This is a genomic window from Anabaena lutea FACHB-196, from assembly GCF_014698305.1.
Lineage (GTDB): Bacteria > Cyanobacteriota > Cyanobacteriia > Cyanobacteriales > Nostocaceae > Anabaena > Anabaena lutea.
The window spans coordinates 66204-88384 of sequence record NZ_JACJST010000016.1 but is presented as its reverse complement, the minus strand read 5'-3'; the positions used below and the strand labels follow the sequence as shown (position 1 = coordinate 88384).

The window sequence follows — 22181 nt, the reverse complement described above, 5'->3', positions numbered from 1 at the left end:
AAAGGATCTGCAAGAGTTAGCCAAACAAATTTATGACCCTACAAAGCTTTGGTGTGATTGGATTAGCCGTTATGGGCGAGAACATCGCTTTAAACGTTGAGCGTAATGGCTTCCCAATTGCAGTTTACAACCGCTCTCGTGAAAAAACCGATGCTTTCATGGCGCAGCGTGCAGGTGGACGGAATGTTGTTGCAGCCTTTACCCTAGAAGAATTTGTCGCCGCACTAGAACGTCCCCGCAAAATTTTGGTGATGGTGCAAGCTGGTAAGCCTGTTGATGCAGTAATTCAACAGCTTAAACCCTTGCTACAAGAAGGTGATATCATTATTGACGGTGGTAACTCTTGGTTTGAAGATACCGAAAGACGGACTCAGGAATTAGAACCCACTGGTTTACGCTATATCGGTATGGGTGTGAGTGGTGGTGAAGAAGGTGCGCTGAATGGCCCTTCACTTATGCCCGGTGGTACAAAAAGTTCCTATGAGTACCTCTCCCCTATTTTCAACAAGATTGCTGCTCAAGTTGATGATGGTCCTTGTGTAACCTACATTGGCCCCGGTGGATCTGGTCACTATGTGAAAATGGTTCACAACGGTATTGAGTATGGCGATATGCAGTTAATTGCAGAAGCCTACGATTTGCTGAAAAATGTGGCTGGTTTAAGTGCTACTCAGCTACATGAAGTGTTTGCCCAGTGGAATACAACTGACGAACTCAATTCATTTTTGATTGAGATTACAGCTAATATTTTCCCCTACGTTGATCCCGAAACCAAGAAACCCCTCGTTGACTTGATTGTTGACGCTGCCGGTCAAAAGGGAACTGGACGTTGGACAGTACAAACTGCTTTGGAATTGGGCGTTGCTATCCCTACAATTACAGCAGCCGTAAATTCTCGGATTATCTCTTCTATTCGAGATGAACGGATTGCGGCTTCTAAGCAAATCACTGGGCCTACTGCTAAGTATACCGGAGAAATCAAGGCTTTTGTGAACATGGTGCGTGATGCGCTTTATTGTTCCAAAATCTGTTCTTATGCTCAAGGTATGGCGCTGTTATCTACAGCTTCCAAAACTTACAATTGGGATTTGAATCTCGGTGAAATGGCTCGGATTTGGAAGGGTGGTTGTATTATTCGCGCTGGCTTCTTGAATAAGATTAAGAAGGCTTTTGACGAAAATCCAGCTTTACCAAACTTGTTGTTAGCACCTGAATTTAAGCAAACAATTCTAGATAGACAAGCTGCTTGGCGGGAAGTAATTGTGACTGCTGCTAAATTGGGTATTCCTGTCCCAGCTTTCAGTGCTTCTCTAGATTACTTTGATAGCTACCGCCGCGATCGCTTGCCACAAAACTTGACTCAAGCACAACGCGACTATTTCGGCGCTCACACTTATCTCCGGACTGATAAGCCAGGCAGTTTCCACACTGAATGGGTTCCCATTGCTGAAGCTAAGAAGTAAGATACTTCTGGTTAAACTTTAAAGTCAGTTCTTGCTGTTGATAAGGGCAAGGTTGACTGTAGGGGCGGGTTTTCCCGCCCTTAATTGTGAGATTAATACTAGGTTTTTTGAGTAAAAATCAATTATAAGTTTAAATATTATGCAATACTTTAAATATTGTGCGTTCGTTCAAGTGCTGAACATTTTTGAAACAAATTAAGCATTTTGACATGAGATACTATCTTCACGGCGATGAAAAAGAAGACGATCCAGGAATTTATTACTGTAGAGCTTGTGATGATTTTGTGCCAAGGAAGCACTTTTATGAAGACTGTACAGAAAAAAATGATTTTGAAAGATTTCAACGGACGCTAAAAATCTGGAAACAGATCAAAAAGAGCGGAACTCAGTATACAAGACCTATAAATGCAAAGAACATTTTTGAGTAAATTTTTTAGGGAATATTAATTAATTTCTTCCTCTGATGATAGAGTTAAGACATACAAATAGTAACAAGCTTCCAGTTCCAAATGCCATTACCTCAAGTCGTTATTGATACCAATGTCATTGTGGCAGGGTTGAGGTCTAGGCGTGGCAGTGCATTTCAATTGCTGTCAGTCATCGATACAGGAAAATTTGATTTCCACTTGTCAGTGCCTCTTGTACTGGAACACACGGATGTTTTACTGCGTGAATTACCAAACCTTTACTTGAGCCATGAAGACGTAGATGACCTAATTGATTTCTACTGTGCAGTAGGAGTGCAGCATGAAATTTTCTTCCTTTGGCGACCGTTCCTGCGCGATCCTAAAGATGACATGGTATTGGAGCTTGCAGTCAAAGCAAGATGTGAGATTATAATTACATATAACACCCGCGACTTTGCAGGCGTAGAGCAGTTTGGGTTAAAGCTACTTGAGCCTTCAGAGTTTTTACGCTTGATAGGAAAGTTGCCATGAGTATTGTTCAAGTTCAAATTCCCGACTCATTACAAAAAAGCTTGCATGAACTTGCAAGTCGTGATGGAATTTCTATTGATCAATTTATATCTACTGCGCTCGCAGAAAAACTCTCAGCTTTGATGACAGAAAATTATCTCAACGAAAAAGCAAAAAGCGGCAGTCGCTTGAAATATGCAGCAATTTTGGCAAAAGTCCCAGATGTTGAACCAGAACCTTATGATAGGATACCGACCGTCTAACAAATTAGCATAACTCAATTATTGGTACTGCAAGCGCTCAATGATTTTCTAAAGAATTAAGGAAATTAGGAAGATATTAGAATGCACATCAGTTATAGATTGAATGCTAACGAACTTGACAACAATTTTCTAGAAAGCTTAAAAGCTGCTTTTCAGGACAAAGAGATCGAAATTGTTGTATATGAAAGTGACGAAACACATTTTCTTTTAGAGAATCCTGCCAATAAAAAGAGATTACTAACTGCGGTTGAAAACATTCAAAATCGGAGCAATCTCGTAGAGCTTAATTGGGAAAGCATCTGATGAGACGAAGAATTTTGTTTGAAGCAGAAGCTTTTGAGGACTTTAATGAATGGGCAAAAATTGATCGTAAACTTTACAACAAAATCGTAGAACTTATTAAAGATATTGAACGATCTCCATTTTCAGGTATAGGCAAACCTGAACCCCTCAAATATGAACTCAGTGGTTTTTGGTCAAGACGCATTAGTGATGAACATCGCCTTGTTTATCAAGTTACAGATGAAGAGATTCTAATTGCTGGTTGCAAAAGTCATTATGAGTAATAAAGTTAATGTGATAGCGTAATTTTGGTAATAGATACTGATGTTGGGTTAAGCGACAGCGCAACCCAACCTACAACAATCTTTAACCGAACAGTATTGAAACCCATACTGGTTTATTTTGCAATGCTTACACAAAATCAACCATTACCCAAAAACTTAGCTCTCATTTCCTCCAAATCTTTATCTATAGCATCATTACTCGTAGGCACAGATGTAGGATTAGATGGTTGTTTGGGAACATTTGGCGGTTGTACATTACCACCTGTAAATTGCGTTTTTAGTTCCTGTAATTCTTTCTCAATTTCAGGAGAAATTGGTGATGCTTGGGTAACGGGTTTAGTAATTATTGTTGGTGGGATATTGACGGGTGACTGATGATTTAAAGCTTTTAGAACTTCATCGGTTGTTTGGTAGCGGCGATTGGGAATGCTTTCTACCATTTTGTCAATAATCTGACTTAATTCTTTACTTACTGGAGATTTTACGTATTGTGGCCAAATCCAAGCAGCATTATGAGTATCATAGCTATCGAAGGGCGATCGCGCTGTTAAAAGATTAATACAAGTTACGCCTAAACTATAAATATCACTAGCGAAAAGCGCCCTCCCGCGCATTTGTTCTGGTGCGACATATTCGGGACTACCTATACTTGTGCCTGTACGGTTCAGGGCTGTACCTGTGGTAGATTTCGCAGCCCCAAAATCTACAATTACCAATTTATGATCACTAACCCGACGAATAATATTTTCTGGCTTAATATCTCGATGTATGACTTGTCTTGCATGACAAAATTGCAGCACTGGCAATAAATCATTCAGTAATTGCCGAATCTGCGTTTCATTAAAAGCACCTTTATGAGCTAATTCCTGGGCTAAGTTTAGCCCGTCAATAAATTCTTGTACCAGATACTGCCTGTCATCTTGGTTACAATATGCCAAAAGTGCAGGAATCTGGGAATGTTGTCCTAATTCGTCTAACTGTACTGCTTCTTGGTTAAATAACTCTACTGCTTTTTGTACCGTGTTTGTACCTTGGGCTTGGGGGTAAAATTGCTTAATGACACAGGGCGGTTTTGAGGGTTTATCCTCATCCACGGCTAAAAAAGTTCTGCCAAAACCACCTTGTCCTATCGGTTTGATAGCACGGTAGCGTTCTTTAAGAAATAATTTTGTACCACAAGTCAGGCAAAACTTGACATCATCAGGGTTTTCCGGTTTGGAACAATGGGGATTAAGGCAGTAACTCATAGAGAAATAACTCGTACTTATCTTTATTGTGCCTTGTAGCTGGGTTATTTGAAACTTCCTAAGTTGAGAGGGCGACTACTCGCAATTGAGGATGAGCGATCGCGTGTCAGTTAAAATCTCCTCATTTGCTATCAGCCATCATTTTATAGTCTGGATATTTTCCGTTACATCGGCTTTCTGACTTTTCAGACATTTTCTCACCAAAGCTTGATGTTTTCCGCTTCATTTTCAGGGCTTATGTAAATCCAATCTACCAGAAAGAAACCATCTCCTAAGTATGATTAAAGTTCTGTCATCAGTATGAGGGAATACTTGAAAAATCTCATCACCGTAGTAAAAGAATGATCAAGAATGATTTTTTCAAACAAGTTCTTCATCAAGAGGTCTACAATGACAACTACAAACGGAAAAAACAAAATTCGTTACGCCGTTGTGGGTTTAGGTTGGTTTGCTCAAGAAGCTGCATTACCTGCGTTTACTTCTGCTGATAACTCTGAATTAGTGGCTCTAGTTTCCGATGACCCGAAAAAACGTGAAGAACTCAGTAAAAAGTATGGCATTCAGCATACTTATGCTTATGATGAGTATGAAGACTGTCTGACCAGCGGTGCGATTGATGCTGTTTATATTGCATTACCGAATCACTTACATTGTGATTTTACTGTGCGGGCGGCTAATCAAGCCATCCATGTGCTTTGTGAAAAGCCAATGGCTGTAACAGAAAAAGAGTGCGAAGCCATGATTAAAGCTGCCAATGACAATGGTGTCAAGTTAATGATTGCTTATCGCTTACATCTAGAACCAGCAAACTTACAAGCAGTAGAAATAGTGCGATCGCACCAAATTGGTGAACCACGGCTTTTCAACTCTGTATTCTCTCAACAAGTAGAACAAGGAAACATTCGTTTACGAGAGATTACAGGCGGGGGAACAATTTATGATATTGGTATTTACTGCATTAATGCCGCACGCTATCTATTTCAAGATGAACCAACGGAAGTGTTTGCTGTAGCAGCCACCAAAGGAGAACAACGCTTCAGTGAAGTGGAAGAAATGACTAGTGTTATCCTGCGTTTTCCCAACGAACGACTAGCAACATTTACCTGTAGCTTTGGCGCAGCAAAAGTTTCTAATTACCAGGTTGTAGGAACTAAAGGCGATATCCGAGTAGAATCTGCTTACACTTGGCACGGAGATATTAAGCACTACCTAACTATTGATGGTGAAACTCAGGAACGCACCTTTGGAAATCATGATCAACTAGCAGCTGAATTCACCTATTTCTCAGATTGTATTCTCCAAAATAAAGACCCAGAACCATCGGGAATAGAAGGATTGAATGATGTTTGCATTATTCAAGCACTCTACCAATCTATTGAAACAGGTCAGCCGGTGCAAGTAGAAACTTTGAAACGTGAACAACGTCCAACATCGACTCAAACTATTGAGCGTCCTGCTACTGAAGAAAAACCAGAGCTAATTCATGCTGCTTCACCTGGTGGTAATTGATGAATTACCTAATTAACTTAGTCATTTGATTTTAGATTTTGGATTGATTCCACGGATAAATCCGGGGGCTTGATGTTTAGAAAATATCGACCATACCAATTTGTAATAGTACCTCCGGTTTTGCCAGGGATACGTAATTTATAAACTCAGATTTTAGTTGGTTTTGGTGGGTTTGAATGTGTTGCTCAATTTTAGAGAATTTGTATCAGAAGGGGTTTCTAGGTTTCCATCATCCTAAATTAGAAACTAGACAAAGCACTGGAGGCATTGGTTATGAACCAGCCGAACAAAGTTGAAAAGGTAGTAACGATTAACAAATCGGCAGAAGAACTCTACCGCTTTTGGCATAAATTTGAGAATTTGCCGCGTTTTATGAAGCATCTCAAAGACGTGAAGGTCTACGACGATAGACGTTCGCACTGGATCACCCGTGGTCTCTTAGACAGCAGCATTGAATGGGATGCAGTCATCATTGAAGACCGGGAAAACGAATTGATTTCTTGGGCTTCAGTTCAAGGAGCAGACGTTGAAAACTCTGGTTCTGTGAGCTTCCAACCAGCACCCGGCAATCGCGGTACTGAGGTCAAAGTCGTAACCCAATATAATCCACCTGGTGGAGCAATTGGAGATGCTGTAGCCAAACTCTTTGGTGAAGAACCAAAACAGCAACTGGGAGATGATTTGCACCGCTTCAAAATGATTGCAGAAGCTGGCGAAATTGCTACCACTGAAGGTCAACCAAAAGGTAATGGGTAGGAGGGGGCAGGGGGCAGGGATAGATTATCTTCCCAATTACTAATTACTAATTACTAATTACTAATTACCAATTACCAAAAATAATTATGAAAGCAGTTTGTTGGCATGGTACTAACGATGTGCGCTTAGAAAGCGTGCCAGATCCAAAAATCATTAATCCGCGTGATGCTATTGTTAAAATCACGACAACGGCGATTTGCGGCTCAGATCTACATATTTATGACGGCTACATCCCCACGATGGAAAAGGGCGATATCCTGGGTCATGAATTTATGGGGGAGGTAGTTGAACTAGGTAGCGCGGTCAAAAATATCAAGGTAGGTGATCGCGTGGTTGTCCCATTCCCGATTTCCTGTGGTAACTGTTTCTTCTGCCAAAGGGATTTATGGTCGCTGTGTGATAACTCTAACCCCAATGCCTGGATGGCGGAAAAAATTATGGGTCATTCCCCATCTGGTATTTTCGGTTACTCTCATATGCTGGGTGGCTATGCTGGTGGTCAAGCTGAATATGTCCGTGTTCCCTTTGCTGATGTTGGTTTGCTGAAAATTCCTGATGGACTTGCAGATGAACAAGTTGTATTTTTAACAGATATCTTCCCTACTGGATATATGGCAGCGGAAAATTGTGATATTCAGCCTGGTGATATTGTGGCTATTTGGGGTTGTGGTCCGGTTGGGCAATTCGCTATTCGTAGTGCTTATATGTTGGGTGCTGAACGGGTAATTGCGATTGATCGCGTTCCTGAACGGTTAAAAATGGCGAAAGATGGTAAAGCAGAAGTCCTCAACTTTGAAGAAATTGATGTCGGTGAAGCTCTCAAAGAAATGACGGGAGGGCGCGGTCCTGATGCGGTGATGGATGCAGTGGGAATGGAAGCCCACGGTTTGGGTTTAGAAGGACTGTATGATAAAGCTAAACAAGCGGTGCGTTTAGAAAGCGATCGCCCCCATGTACTAAGGCAAGCAATTGTGGCTTGTCGTAAAGGTGGTACTGTGTCAATTCCTGGGGTTTATGGTGGATTTGTAGATAAGATGCCGATGGGTGCTGCTATGAACAAGGGCTTGACATTCAAAATGGGACAAACTCACGTTCATAGATATTTGCGATCGCTATTGGAACATATTCAAAATGGTGATATTGACCCTTCTTTTGTCATCACCCATCGTCTACCGCTAGAGCAAGCACCCCACGGCTATGAGATTTTTAAGCACAAGCAGGATAACTGTATTAAGGTTGTACTCAAACCATAATGATATCGTGTCAGGTTAAAAAAGGCGCATCCGTTATGAGATACGCCTGATTTTGTTAATATTGTTTTCCTAAACTCTAACTAACAAAATATCAAGCCATCTCATCTGGTAGAGGTAGCAAGAAACAGTGGGATTTATGCTGGAGGTAGGAAACTTTCCTTAGAGTTTCAAATATCCAAAGGTCGTCAAAGTAAAACTTTTTTCAAACTTGTCAGCTGGATGAGAGTCGTTATGACTGAGCTAAACTTAGAGCCAGGAAAGATATATGATTTTGCTGATCTCGACAATTTTCGAGTGTTAATGCGGTTAAAATACCTGAATACAGTTTTTAACCCCATCAGTAAAGAAATACAGCTACATTTTCAGAAGTTGGACGCTGCTGTTGATAAACACAAAGATGTTTACCTGAGTCAAAGCGATATCTACCAACAGGTAGGCGGCATCAACGAAGCTAGTGAGTATCAGATTAGGTACGAGTATTAATCTGTAAATTGCTAAACCTGACTCTCTAGAGATTGCTGAATAGGACTGGTTGCAGCCAATTTTCTTCCGTAGCGAATAACCATCCACCCTGTGGCATACATAAACAAACCGTAAATCGCAGCCGGTATACCCATATCAGGATTTTTGAGTAGTCCGACACTAATTGCGAACGCTAGGGCGCTATTTTGAATGCCAACTTCAATGCTAATGCAGATTTGTTGAGGAGGATTGAGCTTGAATAGCTTGCTAGTATAAAATGCTGCTAAGGTTGAAATAACATTCAACAGCACAACTCCAACTCCAACTTGGAGAATAAAGCCAGGAATACGGTTCCACTCACGAATGATAAGCATGAGAATAATGATTGCAAGTAAACCAACTGCTAGGCGGCTAGTCACTTTTTCCAGACGACGGGCAGGTTCTGGAAATATTTGTCGCAACACCATTCCCAAACCTACAGGCAGAAGCGTCATCAGAAAAATTTGCAGTATTGTTGCGCCAATGGGTAGAGCGATCGCGGCAGTTTCTCCGATAAAGTGCTGGTAGGCTAGGTTTCCCAACACCGGAATGGTAAAGACTGTAATCACACTGCTAAAAGCCGTCAGAGTGACAGAGAGTGCAACATCACCTTTAGCGAGGAAGGTAAATATATTCGAGGATGCTCCACCTGGACACAGTGCCACTATCATTAATCCCATAGCGATCGCAGGTTGCATGGGGACAACGTTAGCAATGACAAAACCAATCACAGGTAAAAAAACTAACTGACTAATCAAGCCTATTGAGACAGCTTTGGGATACTTCTTTACACGTTGGAAATCTTCTGGTACAAGAGATAAACCCATTCCTAGCATGATGATAGCTAAGGATATCGGTAAAACAACCGCACTCAAAAAGCTGGCTTCCATAATCAATTTTGTATAAATTACACAAAAAGATGATATCAGACTGTTTCTACATGAGTTGCAGCCGCTATACGCCCAGTTTTATGGTTTGAGAAGTCAGACTGTCACCTGTCACCTGTTAAGAGTCACCTGCTATATCTACCAACAGTTAGGCGGCATCAACTAAGCTAGTGAGTATCAGATTAGGTACGAGTATTAATCTGTAAATTGCTAAACCTGACTCTCTAGAGGTTGCTGAATAGGACTGGTTGCAGCCAACTTCCTCCCGTAAGCAATAACAATCAAAGCTGTCACATTCTCAAACAAACTGTAAATCGCAGCCGGTACAGCCATATCAGGATTATTGAGTAGTCCTGCGGTTATAGCGATCGCTAGTGTACCACTTTGAATCCCCACCTCAATGGCAATGCAGATTTGTTGAGGAGGATTGAGTTTAAACAGTTTGCTAACATAAAACCCTGCCAACATTGAGATAGTATTCAACAGCACCACAGCAACCCCTACTTGGACTATAAAGCCGGGGAGATTTTTCCATTCATGAATGATCAGCAGGACAGCAACTAGTGCCAGGAAAACAACTGCTAGGCGGTTAGTAATTTTTTCCAAACGACGGGCAGGTTCTGGAAATATTTGTCGAAAACCCATTCCCAAGCCGATAGGTAGAAGCATCATCAGAAAAATTCGTAGTATAGTTGCACCAATAGGTAGGGCTATGGCGGCCGTTTGTCCGATGAAGTGCTGGTAGGCTAGGTTGCCTAACACGGGAATTGTAAAGACTGTAATCACACTGCTAAAAGCCGTCAGAGTGATAGAGAGTGCAACATCACCTTTAGCGACGAATGTAATTAGATTTGAGGTTACGCCACCTGGACACAGTGCGACTATCATAAACCCCATAGCGATCGCAGGTTGCATGGGGACAACGTTAGCAATGACAAAACCAATCACAGGTAAAAAAACTAACTGACTAATCAAGCCTATTGAGACAGCTTTAGGATACTTCTTTACACGTTGGAAATCTTCTGGTACAAGAGATAAACCCATTCCTAGCATGATGATAGCTAAGGATATCGGTAAAACAACCGCACTCAAAAAGCTGGCTTCCATAATCAATTTTGTATAAATTACACAAAAAGATGATATCAGACTGTTTATACAGGAGTTACGCTCGCATAAATTAGCGAAGGAGTTGGGACAAGGAAACCTCAGTTCACAACCCCAGACAAGCATCGGGCTGAGTGTGAAGTTGCGGCGCATTTGTGAGGAGTAAAAGCACGCGTTTTGTTAGCAATCTTTACATTGATGATCGGCTTATTACCCTAAATTTACCCTAATTATCAATTCTGCTATAATTTAAATTATAGCTAACAGTATAAATATTCAAGTAAAGTGAATATAAACACGATGGCTGAAGAAAAAAACACTAAAAATCATGATAATCATAAAAAGCTATTACCTTGGACATCTTGGCATTCAGGTTTAGATATTTTACTGGTATTTAGCATCTTTGGCATAGGACTATATATCATAGCTATGCCATCTTTTTTTGCTAGGGTGGATGATATTTGGAAAGGTAAATCGCAAGAGCAAGTTAGAGTTACTCTCAAAAGTCAAATAATCCACTATCGGAAAAATCGAATTTTTGCAAAAACACTGGCTGACTTACCAGCTTATGTATCAGGTTCACTAAATAATGATTATAAAAAAAGATACGATTTTTTAATGGATGTTAAAAATCAGGCTGCATTTGTATATTCTCTGGGTAGGGAAAAAAGTTTAGGTGAAAAAATTGCAGGTAACAGATTTATTCGATATAGCCATATTGGAGGAATATTTATATTGGATAATCAACCTCATGGGGTAATTTGTTCACTAAGAGATTCTGTAACTCTACCTATAACAATTCAGCCTTTTGTGCAGAATAATCAAATTGTTTGTCCTTCTGGTTCGCGTGCAGTGTTTGAGTTTAAAACGGATACAACTAATAAGTTGATTGAGAATTGGTTGTGAAATAATTTGTCTGATAGCGTAGCCATATCAGGATTTTTATGACTTACAGGATTAATTTTTTTGTCTGAATCAGGATGTCCAGGATTTTAGGATTTACAGGATGAAAAATATAATATAATATACAAAGGTTATACGTTTTCAAAGTTGATGCAGTTTGAGTGGGACGAAGCGAAGAATTTAGAAAACATCCGTAAACATCAAATTGATTTCGCAGACGTTCCTGAAATGTTTGATAGTCCGATGTTAATTGAGGAAGATGAACGTTTTGATTACGGTGAAGAACGCTGGTTTGGGATTGGTTTTTTGGGAAATGGGGTAGCTGTAGTTGTCTGGACTGAAAGACGCGGTGATGTAATTAGAATTATTTCAGCACGAAGGGCAAATCGTTATGAACGAAAAAGATTTGAAGAATATCTCACGTACTAATTGGCAAGCTTTAGATTCAATGTCAGATGAGGATATTGATTATTCTGATATTCCTCCATTAACTGATGAGTTTTTTGCTAAAGCAACTTTGCGAATTCCCGCATCACAAGCGAAAAATGTTATTCAATTAGATCCTGATGTAATAGCTTGGTTTAAAGCTGATAATCAAGATTATCAAACAGCTATTAATGATATTTTACGTCGTCATATTGAAAGTAGTGGTAATCAAAAATCAGCTTAATCTCAGTCAATGGTGATTTTGTCTGATAGCAAAGCGTGGCGCAAGCTATATCAGCAGGATGTCCAGGATTTAAGGATTTACAGAATGAGAGATATGATAAAATAGATGATTAATCAACTAATTAGCATTTGTCAAAGTTGATGCTGTGTGATGAATTATGGTCTATCAAAAAATGACTACTAGAGAAAAACTCATTCAAGAAATTAATCAATCTCCAGATTTTGTAGTGGAGGAACTATTAGATTTTCTGTTATTTATCAAATCTCGTAGAAATCAAGTTGAGGATGATGTAATATCTGAATCTGCTGCTGAAAGCTTTCGTCAAGGTTGGCATGATGTTGTTAATGGTAATACTTTGCCTGTTTCTGAACTTTGGGAAGGAATAGATGCAGAATGATTCACCTTTAGTTCAGATTGAGGTAACAGCTAAATTTAAACGCAACTTGCTAAGTTTAGCAAAAAAGTATCGTAGTATTCGTAAAGATATCCAGCCAATTATTGAACAACTTCAATCTGGTGAACTACCTGGTGATCAAGTTTCTGGTGTAGGGTTTACAATTTTTAAGATTCGGGTAAAAAATAGCGATATCCAAAAGGGGAAAAGTGGAGGATATAGGCTGATATATTATTTGAAAACTTCTAGAAGTATTATTTTAGTGACTATCTATTCTAAATCTGAACAGGAAGATATTGCAGCAGAAGAAATTCAAGAGATATTAGCTGAGTTTGAGCAAGATAAGATTGATGAATGAGCAAATTTTATATGATTGTCTGAATCAGGATGTCCAGGATTTAAGGATTTACAGGATGAGAAAATCATTGAATCAAAAATATTGTTTGTTTTCTACAAATTTATCATTTGTGTGTTGGTGTTAACCATTTGTTTGCTTTAGGTCATAATTTAACTGATAATGCTGATCTTCAAAATCCTCAATTAGCATTACCAATAATTCCAACAACATATTTTCTTCCGGTGTCAGATGAGAACGAGAAAGTAAATCTTCTGCAATTGCTAAAAATCGCTCGTTTTCTTCCTCAGTTTTGATGACTCGCGGTTGATATTGAGATAGTAATTTGCTATAAGCTTCTGAATTATATGAATGTCGCTCTTTGCATATCTAAGTTTATCCTAATTTTGAGATTTAACTGCTTGTACTACTTCTAACATAGAATTTGCAGCGTCCAAAGCATTATAAGGCGACCAGACAGGATAAGATTGATCAGGTTTAATTAAGTTAGTTTCTTCTTGCGCTAGTTCAGATATCAAAACCTGCATGATATACAGTTTATCTGCACGGCTGAGGGTGTGTAGGGTGTTGAGAAGTTCTGCTGAAACCATTAAAAAATCTCCGGGAGTTTAAAGAGGGATATAAATTTCATTCTATTCTTGTCAAATTAGCTGCCTGTTGAAAATAAGGTTTTAACATTAAACCCAACTCTTGAACAATCAGAGAATTTGTATTGTTGTCTAATTCTCGTAAAATTAACTCTTTAAAAGATGGCTCACCTAAGTTTTCTATTGAAAGATGTTTAATAGCTTTCGTACGTAAATGCTCTAGTGCTTCCTTACCTCTAAAAAATATTTTAGCTTGTTGAAAATCAAATTTACTAGGATCATTAATATATGATTGCCAGATGTTTTCTTTCACAATATCTTGAGACATATATTTTAAACTAAATATATTGAGTCTAGATTCTTTAGCTTTACTAACTATCTGATTTTTAAACCAAATTTCTATATCTACCAAAGATAATAACTTGGACTTGGGTTTATCTAAATTTAATCTCTGTAAATTTGCTGCTTCTCGAAAACGAAATTTTAAACATTCAAATAATTCTTCAATAATTGAGTTTTGAAAATATTGTATTAGCCATTCATCTAGTTGTATTTTGGTTAAATTATTTGTGGTGTTGCGTCTAAATGGCTTAGATTTTAATGATTTACTAGGTATCTGATTTAATAGATTAGCTATTATTTCAGTTTCTTCCAGTAAAAAATTTTCCCATTCATGTCTTCCCCAATAAATTATTCTGGCAGATTTGTTATTGATAGACTGATTATCCTGTTTAGCAAGTTCTCTATCAATCCTATCTTGGGTTCTAAAATCTCTATCGGAAATCCCAATCACAGGTATCCTTTGATGAACCTTACTTTTTTGGTAAATTAATTTAGCTATAGAATTAAAATTGCCACTACCACCTATCTCAACTACTCTATAGTTTATATTAGATAACAATCCTTGATTTATTAGGTTGCCAATAACTCTATCAATAACTGCCACTTCAGGACTTTCCGGCTCTCCTTCTATTAAAATATATAAAAAGTTATCGAGTATTTGCATTATTTGTCTCCCAGATCACCCAACTTTATAATTTCCGAATCATAAAACATTTCTGCCACAGTTGGGGAATGGGTTGTAAAAATATACTGATTATTTGAATCATCTTCCCGCAGAACTTGGATTAATCTTTTTTGCCAAGCAGGATGCAAATGTAGTTCAACTTCGTCAATAAGAACAATAGAGTTTTTAGCGATATCTGCTGCTAAACCAACTAAAATTCTTAAAATTTGATGTTCACCTGAACTCATTTGTAGTAAATCATATTCCATACCGTTTCTTTTTAAGATTAAAGTATGAGAGGATGGACCTGACTCTAAACCTATTAATTCTGAAGGGAAACAAATCTTATTAAATAATCTTTTAATTCTTTTCCAATATGATTCTCCAAATTTCTTTTCATTCCATGTTGAGTCTTTAAAAGAATACTCACTCAACCAATATAAAATATTATCATGCTCGCTAGTTTCTTCACTTATTTTAAAATTAATATTTTCAAAAAGTTTAACATTACGTCTTTGATCTATGTAACATACCCCGCCAATTCTCTCAAATATTCCAGGATCTAGAATATATAATCCTACGGACTGAGATGCACATCCTCGTGCGCCTAAAACTTTGATGGAATTTTCAGGTATATATTTTGTATTTTCAGGTATGTATTTTGCAGTTTTGAGAGATTTATCCGTATTGGGAAACTCCCAGATAACTGTTGTCGGGTTATTTAGGGGTGGTATATCTCCCTGAGAAAAATCGAATAATTGGTCTAATTCAGGAGTAGAATATAATTGGGAAGAATATGCTTCGTTAATTGCTTCTGCTTCATCTTTTTCAATGGAATACTCAAATGCAATTTGAGCTATATTCCCTCTACCTCTAACTAATTGCTGAACGTTGTATTGTAATCCATTTCTGAATGATCGGTTAGTTGAATTTTCAAAGATTTCAAAGACTTTAACTACAACATGAATGGCATCTAGGATGGAAGTTTTACCAGAACCATTAGGACCAACAATTAAATTGATAGGTCGAGGACGACCAAGTAAATCTGTAAAATCTAAAGAGATATCTTCAATTGCACGAAAGTTTTTTATTTCTAAGGAATGTAATTTCATATACTTTGTAAAGTTTGTATTTTATTTAACCTAAACTAGACAGTAAATTAATCATAGTCTCTAAAAATAGCCAATCATCATTATAGCGTGTTTACGTGCTAATAGAGGTGCAAAACCATTTTCCAAAACCCATCCACCAACTACCCAACAAGCGGTAAAATTAACATCCAACCCCAACTGCACCCCTTGATATGTATTGCGACTACCTGGTACAAATCCTCACCGCCCGCGTCTATGATGTAGCCCAGGAAACACCACTGGAATATGCGCCGAACCTCTCCGCGAGACTGAATAACAAACTCCTACTGAAACGGGAAGATATGCAATCAGTCTTCTCCTTCAAACTGCGGGGGGCATACAACAAAATGGTCAACCTACCACCAGATTTACTGAAACAAGGTGTGATTGCGGCTTCTGCTGGTAATCATGCCCAAGGTGTAGCCTTAGCTGCCAGTCGCTTGGGAACGACAGCTATTATCGTCATGCCGGTGATTACGCCCCAGGTAAAAATAAATGCAGTCAAAGCACGGGGAGGAGAAGTTGTACTATATGGCAATAACTATGATGATGCTTACGCCTACGCCCGTGAATTAGAAGCAGAAAAAGGGTTAACCTTTATACATCCCTTTGATGATCCTGATGTCATCGCTGGACAGGGAACCATCGGCATGGAAATTCTGCGACAATATCAACAACCTATCCATGCAATATTTGTGGCTATTGGAGGTGGGGGTTTAATTTCCGGTATTGCAGCTTATGTAAAACGGTTGCGTCCAGAAATCAAAATTATCGGTGTCGAACCAGTAGACGCTGATGCTATGTCTCAATCTCTCAAAGCCGGTCATCGCGTGCGCTTGTCTCAAGTGGGCTTATTTGCTGATGGTGTAGCAGTGCGGGAAGTGGGAGAAGAAACCTTCCGTTTGTGTCAGCAATATGTGGATGAAATCATTTTGGTGGATACAGATGCTACCTGTGCAGCGATCAAAGATGTGTTTGAGGATACACGATCTATTTTAGAACCTGCTGGGGCATTAGCGATCGCAGCTGCCAAAGCCTACGCGGAACGAGAACAAATTCAAAATCAAACCCTCATCGCCGTTGCCTGCGGTGCTAACATGAACTTTGACCGCTTGCGTTTTGTGGCAGAAAGGGCAGAATTTGGGGAACGTCGAGAAGCGATTTTTGCGGTGAATATTCCCGAAAAACCGGGAAGTCTGCGTCAATTTTGTGAATGTTTAGGCGATCGCAACCTGACCGAATTTAATTATCGCATTGCTGATAATAAAGAAGCACATATATTTGTCGGAGTGCAAATAGAAAACCGTGCTGACGCAGCTAAAATAGTTGCCAAATTTGAAACTAACGGCTTAAAAACTATTGATTTAACCGACGACGAACTCACAAAATTGCACCTGCGTCATATGGTAGGTGGACATTCTTCTCTTGCCCACAATGAATTATTATACCGTTTTGAATTTCTCGAACGTCCCGGCGCATTAATGAAATTTGTGGCTTCTATGTCCCCCAATTGGAATATCAGCCTCTTTCACTATCGCAACAATGGTGCAGACTACGGGCGTATTGTTGTGGGAATGCAAGTACCACCCCATGAAATGGAACAATGGCAAGTATTTCTTGATTCCTTGGGTTATCGTTATTGGGATGAAAGTCAAAATCCTGCATATCAGCTATTTTTAGCTTGAAGCATCATATTCCCACACATCGTCTTACAATTTAAAGTAAAAAGCAAGGTGAATTACTTTCGACTCGACAATGAACAAAATGATTAAACTCGATCAGTTCTTAAAGTTAGTAGGTATAGCCGCAACAGGAGGTCAAGCAAAATTGATGATTGTTGATGGTGAAGTTAAAGTCAATGGTACAGTTGAAACTCGACGTGGCAAGAAATTAGAACCAACAGACCAAGTAACAGTCAATGGTCAAATTTTCAAAGTTGGAGATGTAATTTAATATTAGCGCTGCTACAAATCAACCCCAAAAATACAGTAATAAGCGACTGAAATTGGATATAGCAATCCTATTTTATTTATGTATTTCTTACCGTATCTTTAAGCATAACGCTAGTTATTTAACCAACACAACTTATTTAGGATCGCTATATTAGACTCAGGGTGAAAGTCCTTCTTTGCGTTCTCTTCTCTGTGCCTCTGCGCCTCTGCGTGAGACAAAAAAGCTAGTATTTGTAAATCCCTAAAATGAAAAAATGCTATCATCTGAAAATCTAAAATCCAAACGAGTTGTTGTTGCTTTAGGTGGCGGTATAGCTGCTTATAAAGTCTGTGAATTGGTTTCCACTCTATTTAAATCTGGGGTAGAAGTGCGAGTTATTCTCACTAAATCCGCTCAAGAATTTATTACACCTTTGACTTTAGCAACTTTATCCCGTCATCAAGCTTACACCGATGATGATTTTTGGCAACCAATTTATTCTCGTCCTTTGCATATTGAGTTGGGTGAATGGGCTGATTTAATTGTGATTGCACCTTTAACTGCTAATACTTTGGCTAAGTTAACTTATGGAATGGCGGATAATTTGCTGACAAATACCGTTCTCGCTTCTACTTGTCCCGTGTTGTTAGCACCAGCGATGAATACGGATATGTGGGAACAGGTAGCGGTGCAAAGGAATTGGCAGCAGCTATTGACAGATAGCAGATTTTATGGTATGGGTACAGCATCGGGTTTATTGGCGTGCGATCGCATCGGTGCTGGTAGAATGGCAGAACCCGCAGAAATATTTGTTTATATTCAATCTTTATTACACACCCAAGGAAACAGAGATTTAGCCGGAAAGCAGGTTTTAATCAGTGCTGGGGGAACGCGAGAATATTTAGATCCGGTGCGGTTTATTGGCAATCCTTCGACTGGTAAAATGGGTTTAGCATTGGCACAGGCTGCACTGCACCGAGGCGCAAAAGTAATATTAGTCCATTGTCCAGCAAGTTGGGATGTACCTTTGGGAGTAGAAGCCATTGAGGTAATTAGTGCAGACGAAATGCAGCAGGTGATGTTAGAGCATTTAGCCAATGCAGATATCATCGTTATGTCAGCCGCAGTTGCAGACGTAAAGCCTAAAGAATATAGTACCGAAAAATTGCCCAAGCGATCGCTCCCCGAAAATCTTCCTCTCGCACCAGTACCGGATATTGTGGCTGAATTAGGAAATCGCAAACAACCTCATCAATATTTAATTGGTTTTGCAGCACAAACAGGGGATATTATTACTCCTGCGCGGGAAAAATTGCAAAGAAAGAAATTAGATGCAATTGTAGCGAATCCGATTGATAAAGTTGATAGTGGTTTTGGGAGTGATAATAATCAAGCGGTGTTTTTAGATAAACAAGGAAGAGAGATAGAAATTCCGGCTTGTTCTAAATTGGAAATGGCGCATTATTTGTTTGATTTTGTTGTTTAATGGAATAAAATTATATCGTTCTTCCTGCAACTACAGAATTAATTACTACCTAAATAAATCTCTACGTTTCGAGTGTTCCATGTAGCAATCCCAATTCCAAAAAAATCTTGATCTTCCGTCCATATTGGACAATTTAAAGATAGAGAAAGAGCAACTATTGTCCAGTCTTTTATATCTCTTTCTTGTATTCGCCGTTTAGCATCATACTCATATTCACTATAAATTTCGTCAGCTATTGGTACGACTACCTTTGTTAGTTTCTCGATACCATTTAAAAATGGATCTAAAGGAAGATCCCGTTTTTGTAAAATTTTGGGTAAATGCTCATTTAACTCATCATAGCAGGAAGCTGGAGTAACAAAACTACAGTTATAATTGTATTTATCTAATAAGTTGGGAACACGTTCTGCTAATACTGCCCGAATGAGAATATTAGTATCCAGAACAATTAACTTTCTCATCGTTATATTGTACTTTCTTTAGCATTCTGAAAATCTGCAAATAATTCATCTTCACTAATACCTCTTGTTTCCAGCAATTGTTTAATTTTTTGGACTGCTTCTTGTAAAGCCATTAAATCTTGTTTTTGAGGAGTAGGTTGTGTTGGTATGTAGTAACCTATGGGGACTCCATGAGAAGTAATAGCGATTGGTTCAGATGTTTGTTGTGTGTACTTGTGTAAATTGGCGCGAAATTCTTTGATTCCTACAGATTGGATGTCCATGATAGTCAATTGACAAATTGTGTACACTTGAGTACACTATAACATAAACTTTGAGTTATTGATAATCAAGCAGTGTTTTTAGATAAGTTAGGAAGAGAAGTAGAAATTCCGGCTTGTTCTAAGTTGGAAATGGCGCATTATTTGTTTGATTTTGTTGTTTAATGGAATAAAATCACATCTTTATTTTTACTAGGAATTTTAATAATGACGGTGCTTCTACCTGAAATTGGCATTACTAATTGTATAAGATCAATATCATTGCTTGAAGAGTATCCACAAAATATTGTTGGTAGTTTTTGGATTATGTGTGGGTTGGGTTATCTATTAGATTATGATGGTAGTGAAATGCCTGATTGGTGGATTGATAATCTTGATGAAGACAATCAAGCACAAGGTATTATTAATGCCTTTGAAAAAGGTTATTTTGAGGGAAAACTTACAAACCCTCTAGCCGGAGGGTATTGTATTATTGTTGTTGCTGACTCCTCTAATCCTGCTCACTTATCTTATGTAATTTCACACCTCATAATGCGGGAATCTGAGGGAATAAATTTATTAAGAATAATGGCACGCCATAATATACCTGCTCATACAGAAGTTATGTATCCTGATGAGTTTTTAAGTTTACGTTACGGCGAAAAACATCCTAGTTATCAATATCTCAGAGAAACAATAGATCATTGGTCTGTTCAAGTTTGGGAAGATTACTGTAGTTATCTAATGTCTGAACATGGTCAAAGTATGTTTTATGACTATTGTAAAAAAATAAATTCTGTTAAAGATGAAGTCCAAGCTACTGTAGAGAAAGGTACTAAACCTCTAGTTTTAACAGAAGGGGAAACTGTTGTAATTTATATTAAAACAGCCTTAGAGTTGCTAGGAGAAAAGGAAATTTTAGCACAGGTTGATATTGAATGGGTAGGCATTTCTACAGGTAAAAATTTAAAATCGAAAGGTTCAAATAGAAATGCTGGTGAAAGTGGGTTAAATAATACAAAGGATGTTCTTATTTCTAAACCTCAATTCTTAACTAGAAAAGTATTACTTCTCTATGACTGTGATACTGATAAATCTAATGAAGATCATGAATTATTGAAAATCAGAAAAATACCTCAACAAAAGAATCGAAAAGTCAAAAAAGGTATTGAAAATCTATTTCCTGATCATTTATTTACAGAAGAATTTTATTTACCAAAAACTAAATATGGAGATTATGGAGAAGAAAATCAAATTCAAGAATTTCAAAAAATGAAATTTTGTAAATGGATGTGTGAAGAAAGAAAACAGGCTGAGGATTTTTTTGATTTTAAGATAATTATTGATTTTATCAAAGATTGTTTAGGAACTGTGATTTATTGAAGCTGTAATTAATCAACGTTGGGTTTCATTTTATTCAACCCAACCTACATCAATGTAGAAATTACGCAACTTTGAAAAACTTGCCTAAAACTTGCGGTTCGGGAAGCGGTTCACCATCTGCCAAACATGACTCAATCAGCATTTCTAACACTTCCTGACCATTTTTTAAAGCTTCTTCGTAAGTTTCACCATGAGTACAAGGCTGCATTACATTAGTAAAATCAGGCAGTAAAACTACATAACATTTATCTTCTTCAGACCATTGAATAATTATTGTATATTTCATTCTTTTGGTTTCTCCTGTTCGTCTGCTTCAATCTTCTTTAGTTCTGCCAGTGATTCCGTTACCTGTTTTTCTAAATAGAGTTTAGCATCACTGGCATCGTGGCGTTCCCTACCACAAGATAAACAAGAGGAAGTTTTAGAGTTTGTGGAATTTCTTCACTTCAAAAACTCTGAAAATAAACCTCCTCTAGGGGAACGGTTGCGACAGATTCGCTCTAGAATTGTTGCTTCTGGTAAGCCTTTATTAAATGAAGAGGAAATAGAAAAGGAAATTGCTAGTCGTAAAGGTGGACGACAAGGTAGAAAAGAATAAAAATAACTTATAATAACTAACTAATCGAATACGGTATTGGTTTAATAAACTGGGTATTTGCACGCACAAAACATCGAATTTTTACATCTTCTGCACTACCTTCCTTGGCAACATATAGCCAGGGTTTACCTCGTTTATCCCGATAAATTTTTGGCGTTCCCACAATATTGATATTGTCGCCTTTTAAAAGCGATCGCACTACACGGTAATTTTCTCCAGCTTGAGCGCGGCAATTAAGTTTGTTAGTTACAACCCCCCACACCAAATGTGGAGATTGTTTCCCATTTTTAAACTTACTGAAAATTGATGTGTAGTCACCTTGTTTGTTTGGTTGAGGATATTGGAAATTAGGTTGAGCGATCGCTAATGTAGGAGCGAGAGAAATTGCTGTACTCAAAGTAATTGATAAAAGTGATTTCATTACTGGAAGTGTATAAATTTGATTTTGAGTATTAAATGCTTTGCCTAGAATTGAACTGAAATTACTCAGCATTAACTCATAAGACCTCGATATTAGCGATCGCACCTCTCAACTTATCTTCAAGAGTGCGATCGCACTCCTCCTTAGCGC

Annotated in this window: 30 protein-coding genes; 20 read left to right on the top strand and 10 right to left on the bottom strand. The window is 38.3% G+C overall.

All coding sequences use genetic code 11. The features are described 5' to 3' along the window. Positions 1-32 precede the first annotated feature (32 nt). The 6 genes from gndA to H6G59_RS17450 all read left to right on the top strand — a co-directional run bounded on the left by gndA (position 33) and on the right by H6G59_RS17450 (position 3209). Positions 33-1463, top strand: coding sequence for an NADP-dependent phosphogluconate dehydrogenase (gndA, locus tag H6G59_RS17475; protein WP_190716592.1), 1431 nt, complete (start codon positions 33-35; stop codon positions 1461-1463). Positions 1464-1648: 185 nt separating this feature from the next. Further along, positions 1649-1891, top strand: a complete 243-nt coding sequence (locus H6G59_RS17470; protein ID WP_190716590.1) for a hypothetical protein — start codon at positions 1649-1651, stop codon at positions 1889-1891. A gap of 81 nt (positions 1892-1972) precedes the next feature. Then, complete coding sequence (locus H6G59_RS17465; protein WP_190716588.1) at positions 1973-2401, top strand: putative toxin-antitoxin system toxin component, PIN family; 429 nt, start codon at positions 1973-1975, stop codon at positions 2399-2401. Continuing rightward, complete coding sequence (locus H6G59_RS17460; protein WP_190716586.1) at positions 2398-2643, top strand: toxin-antitoxin system HicB family antitoxin; 246 nt, start codon at positions 2398-2400, stop codon at positions 2641-2643. The genes H6G59_RS17465 and H6G59_RS17460 overlap by 4 nt, the downstream gene beginning before the upstream one ends. 81 nt (positions 2644-2724) lie before the next feature. After that, positions 2725-2946 carry a hypothetical protein gene (locus H6G59_RS17455; protein ID WP_016952496.1) on the top strand — a complete coding sequence of 74 codons (222 nt, stop codon included), beginning with the start codon at positions 2725-2727 and terminating at the stop codon, positions 2944-2946. Beyond that, a complete protein-coding gene (locus H6G59_RS17450; RefSeq protein ID WP_190716584.1) occupies positions 2946-3209 on the top strand; it encodes a Txe/YoeB family addiction module toxin in 264 nt (87 codons plus the stop codon). The genes H6G59_RS17455 and H6G59_RS17450 overlap by 1 nt, the downstream gene beginning before the upstream one ends. A 137-nt stretch (positions 3210-3346) precedes the next feature. Here H6G59_RS17450 and H6G59_RS17445 read toward each other — a convergent pair whose 3' ends face one another. Then, on the bottom strand, positions 3347-4456 hold the full coding sequence (locus tag H6G59_RS17445; protein ID WP_190716582.1) for a serine/threonine-protein kinase: 1110 nt from the start codon (positions 4454-4456) through the stop codon (positions 3347-3349). Positions 4457-4846: 390 nt separating this feature from the next. Here H6G59_RS17445 and H6G59_RS17440 point away from each other — a divergent pair, with 390 nt between their 5' ends. From H6G59_RS17440 to H6G59_RS17425, 4 genes are all read left to right on the top strand, one after another. Next, positions 4847-5965 carry a Gfo/Idh/MocA family protein gene (locus H6G59_RS17440; protein ID WP_190716580.1) on the top strand — a complete coding sequence of 373 codons (1119 nt, stop codon included), beginning with the start codon at positions 4847-4849 and terminating at the stop codon, positions 5963-5965. Between the two features lie 273 nt (positions 5966-6238). Continuing rightward, the gene (locus tag H6G59_RS17435) at positions 6239-6721 is read left to right on the top strand and encodes an SRPBCC family protein (protein ID WP_190716578.1); all 483 of its coding nucleotides are present in this window, start codon (positions 6239-6241) and stop codon (positions 6719-6721) included. 86 nt (positions 6722-6807) lie between these two features. Beyond that, on the top strand, positions 6808-7974 hold the full coding sequence (locus H6G59_RS17430; RefSeq protein ID WP_190716576.1) for a zinc-dependent alcohol dehydrogenase: 1167 nt from the start codon (positions 6808-6810) through the stop codon (positions 7972-7974). A gap of 231 nt (positions 7975-8205) precedes the next feature. Then, the gene (locus H6G59_RS17425) at positions 8206-8457 is read left to right on the top strand and encodes a hypothetical protein (protein WP_190716574.1); all 252 of its coding nucleotides are present in this window, start codon (positions 8206-8208) and stop codon (positions 8455-8457) included. Between the two features lie 11 nt (positions 8458-8468). On the opposite strand, the gene H6G59_RS17420 is transcribed toward H6G59_RS17425, so the two are convergent. Further along, positions 8469-9365, bottom strand: a complete 897-nt coding sequence (locus H6G59_RS17420; RefSeq protein WP_190716572.1) for a bile acid:sodium symporter family protein — start codon at positions 9363-9365, stop codon at positions 8469-8471. A 207-nt stretch (positions 9366-9572) separates the two neighbouring features. Beyond that, complete coding sequence (locus H6G59_RS17415; RefSeq protein ID WP_190716569.1) at positions 9573-10469, bottom strand: bile acid:sodium symporter family protein; 897 nt, start codon at positions 10467-10469, stop codon at positions 9573-9575. A gap of 297 nt (positions 10470-10766) precedes the next feature. Here H6G59_RS17415 and H6G59_RS17410 point away from each other — a divergent pair, with 297 nt between their 5' ends. From H6G59_RS17410 to H6G59_RS17390, 5 genes are all read left to right on the top strand, one after another. After that, complete coding sequence (locus H6G59_RS17410; RefSeq protein WP_190716567.1) at positions 10767-11372, top strand: hypothetical protein; 606 nt, start codon at positions 10767-10769, stop codon at positions 11370-11372. Between the two features lie 147 nt (positions 11373-11519). Then, positions 11520-11798, top strand: a complete 279-nt coding sequence (locus tag H6G59_RS17405) for a BrnT family toxin (RefSeq protein ID WP_190716566.1) — start codon at positions 11520-11522, stop codon at positions 11796-11798. After that, positions 11761-12039 carry a BrnA antitoxin family protein gene (locus tag H6G59_RS17400; protein WP_190716564.1) on the top strand — a complete coding sequence of 93 codons (279 nt, stop codon included), beginning with the start codon at positions 11761-11763 and terminating at the stop codon, positions 12037-12039. Before H6G59_RS17405 ends, H6G59_RS17400 begins: the two co-directional genes overlap by 38 nt. A gap of 157 nt (positions 12040-12196) precedes the next feature. Further along, positions 12197-12436, top strand: coding sequence for a hypothetical protein (locus H6G59_RS27105; protein WP_199332064.1), 240 nt, complete (start codon positions 12197-12199; stop codon positions 12434-12436). Next, a complete protein-coding gene (locus H6G59_RS17390; RefSeq protein ID WP_190716562.1) occupies positions 12426-12791 on the top strand; it encodes a type II toxin-antitoxin system RelE family toxin in 366 nt (121 codons plus the stop codon). The genes H6G59_RS27105 and H6G59_RS17390 overlap by 11 nt, the downstream gene beginning before the upstream one ends. A gap of 377 nt (positions 12792-13168) precedes the next feature. Here H6G59_RS17390 and H6G59_RS17385 read toward each other — a convergent pair whose 3' ends face one another. From H6G59_RS17385 to H6G59_RS17375, 3 genes are read right to left on the bottom strand one after another with little or no spacing between them, the layout of a single operon-like run. Further along, positions 13169-13378, bottom strand: coding sequence for a hypothetical protein (locus H6G59_RS17385; protein WP_190716559.1), 210 nt, complete (start codon positions 13376-13378; stop codon positions 13169-13171). A gap of 37 nt (positions 13379-13415) precedes the next feature. Beyond that, positions 13416-14381 carry a hypothetical protein gene (locus tag H6G59_RS17380; RefSeq protein ID WP_190716557.1) on the bottom strand — a complete coding sequence of 322 codons (966 nt, stop codon included), beginning with the start codon at positions 14379-14381 and terminating at the stop codon, positions 13416-13418. Then, positions 14381-15493 (bottom strand): AAA family ATPase, encoded by a 1113-nt coding sequence (locus tag H6G59_RS17375; protein ID WP_190716555.1) that lies wholly within the window; start codon positions 15491-15493, stop codon positions 14381-14383. Before H6G59_RS17375 ends, H6G59_RS17380 begins: the two co-directional genes overlap by 1 nt. A gap of 191 nt (positions 15494-15684) precedes the next feature. Here H6G59_RS17375 and ilvA point away from each other — a divergent pair, with 191 nt between their 5' ends. The 3 genes from ilvA (at position 15685) to coaBC (ending at position 18929) form a co-directional block, all read left to right on the top strand. Next, positions 15685-17196, top strand: coding sequence for a threonine ammonia-lyase, biosynthetic (gene ilvA / locus H6G59_RS17370; RefSeq protein ID WP_190716553.1), 1512 nt, complete (start codon positions 15685-15687; stop codon positions 17194-17196). 79 nt (positions 17197-17275) lie between these two features. After that, positions 17276-17464, top strand: coding sequence for an RNA-binding S4 domain-containing protein (locus H6G59_RS17365; RefSeq protein ID WP_071188772.1), 189 nt, complete (start codon positions 17276-17278; stop codon positions 17462-17464). A gap of 253 nt (positions 17465-17717) precedes the next feature. Continuing rightward, positions 17718-18929 carry a bifunctional phosphopantothenoylcysteine decarboxylase/phosphopantothenate--cysteine ligase CoaBC gene (gene coaBC / locus H6G59_RS17360; protein ID WP_190716551.1) on the top strand — a complete coding sequence of 404 codons (1212 nt, stop codon included), beginning with the start codon at positions 17718-17720 and terminating at the stop codon, positions 18927-18929. A gap of 38 nt (positions 18930-18967) precedes the next feature. Here the strand turns inward: coaBC and H6G59_RS17355 are convergent, their stop codons facing one another. Together H6G59_RS17355 and H6G59_RS17350 are read right to left on the bottom strand one after the other, a co-directional pair. After that, positions 18968-19390 (bottom strand): PIN domain-containing protein, encoded by a 423-nt coding sequence (locus H6G59_RS17355; RefSeq protein ID WP_190716549.1) that lies wholly within the window; start codon positions 19388-19390, stop codon positions 18968-18970. A 2-nt stretch (positions 19391-19392) separates the two neighbouring features. Then, positions 19393-19653, bottom strand: coding sequence for a type II toxin-antitoxin system Phd/YefM family antitoxin (locus H6G59_RS17350; protein ID WP_190716547.1), 261 nt, complete (start codon positions 19651-19653; stop codon positions 19393-19395). Between the two features lie 204 nt (positions 19654-19857). Here H6G59_RS17350 and H6G59_RS17345 point away from each other — a divergent pair, with 204 nt between their 5' ends. Continuing rightward, positions 19858-21012 (top strand): hypothetical protein, encoded by a 1155-nt coding sequence (locus tag H6G59_RS17345; RefSeq protein ID WP_190716545.1) that lies wholly within the window; start codon positions 19858-19860, stop codon positions 21010-21012. Positions 21013-21073: 61 nt separating this feature from the next. Here the strand turns inward: H6G59_RS17345 and H6G59_RS17340 are convergent, their stop codons facing one another. Beyond that, a complete protein-coding gene (locus H6G59_RS17340) occupies positions 21074-21298 on the bottom strand; it encodes a type II toxin-antitoxin system HicB family antitoxin (protein ID WP_190716543.1) in 225 nt (74 codons plus the stop codon). 144 nt (positions 21299-21442) lie between these two features. Here H6G59_RS17340 and H6G59_RS17335 point away from each other — a divergent pair, with 144 nt between their 5' ends. Then, positions 21443-21610: a hypothetical protein gene (locus H6G59_RS17335; protein WP_339327971.1), complete on the top strand. Its 168-nt coding sequence runs from the start codon at positions 21443-21445 to the stop codon at positions 21608-21610. A gap of 16 nt (positions 21611-21626) precedes the next feature. On the opposite strand, the gene H6G59_RS17330 is transcribed toward H6G59_RS17335, so the two are convergent. Next, a complete protein-coding gene (locus tag H6G59_RS17330) occupies positions 21627-22031 on the bottom strand; it encodes an SH3 domain-containing protein (RefSeq protein WP_190716541.1) in 405 nt (134 codons plus the stop codon). Between the last annotated feature and the right edge of the window lie 150 nt (positions 22032-22181).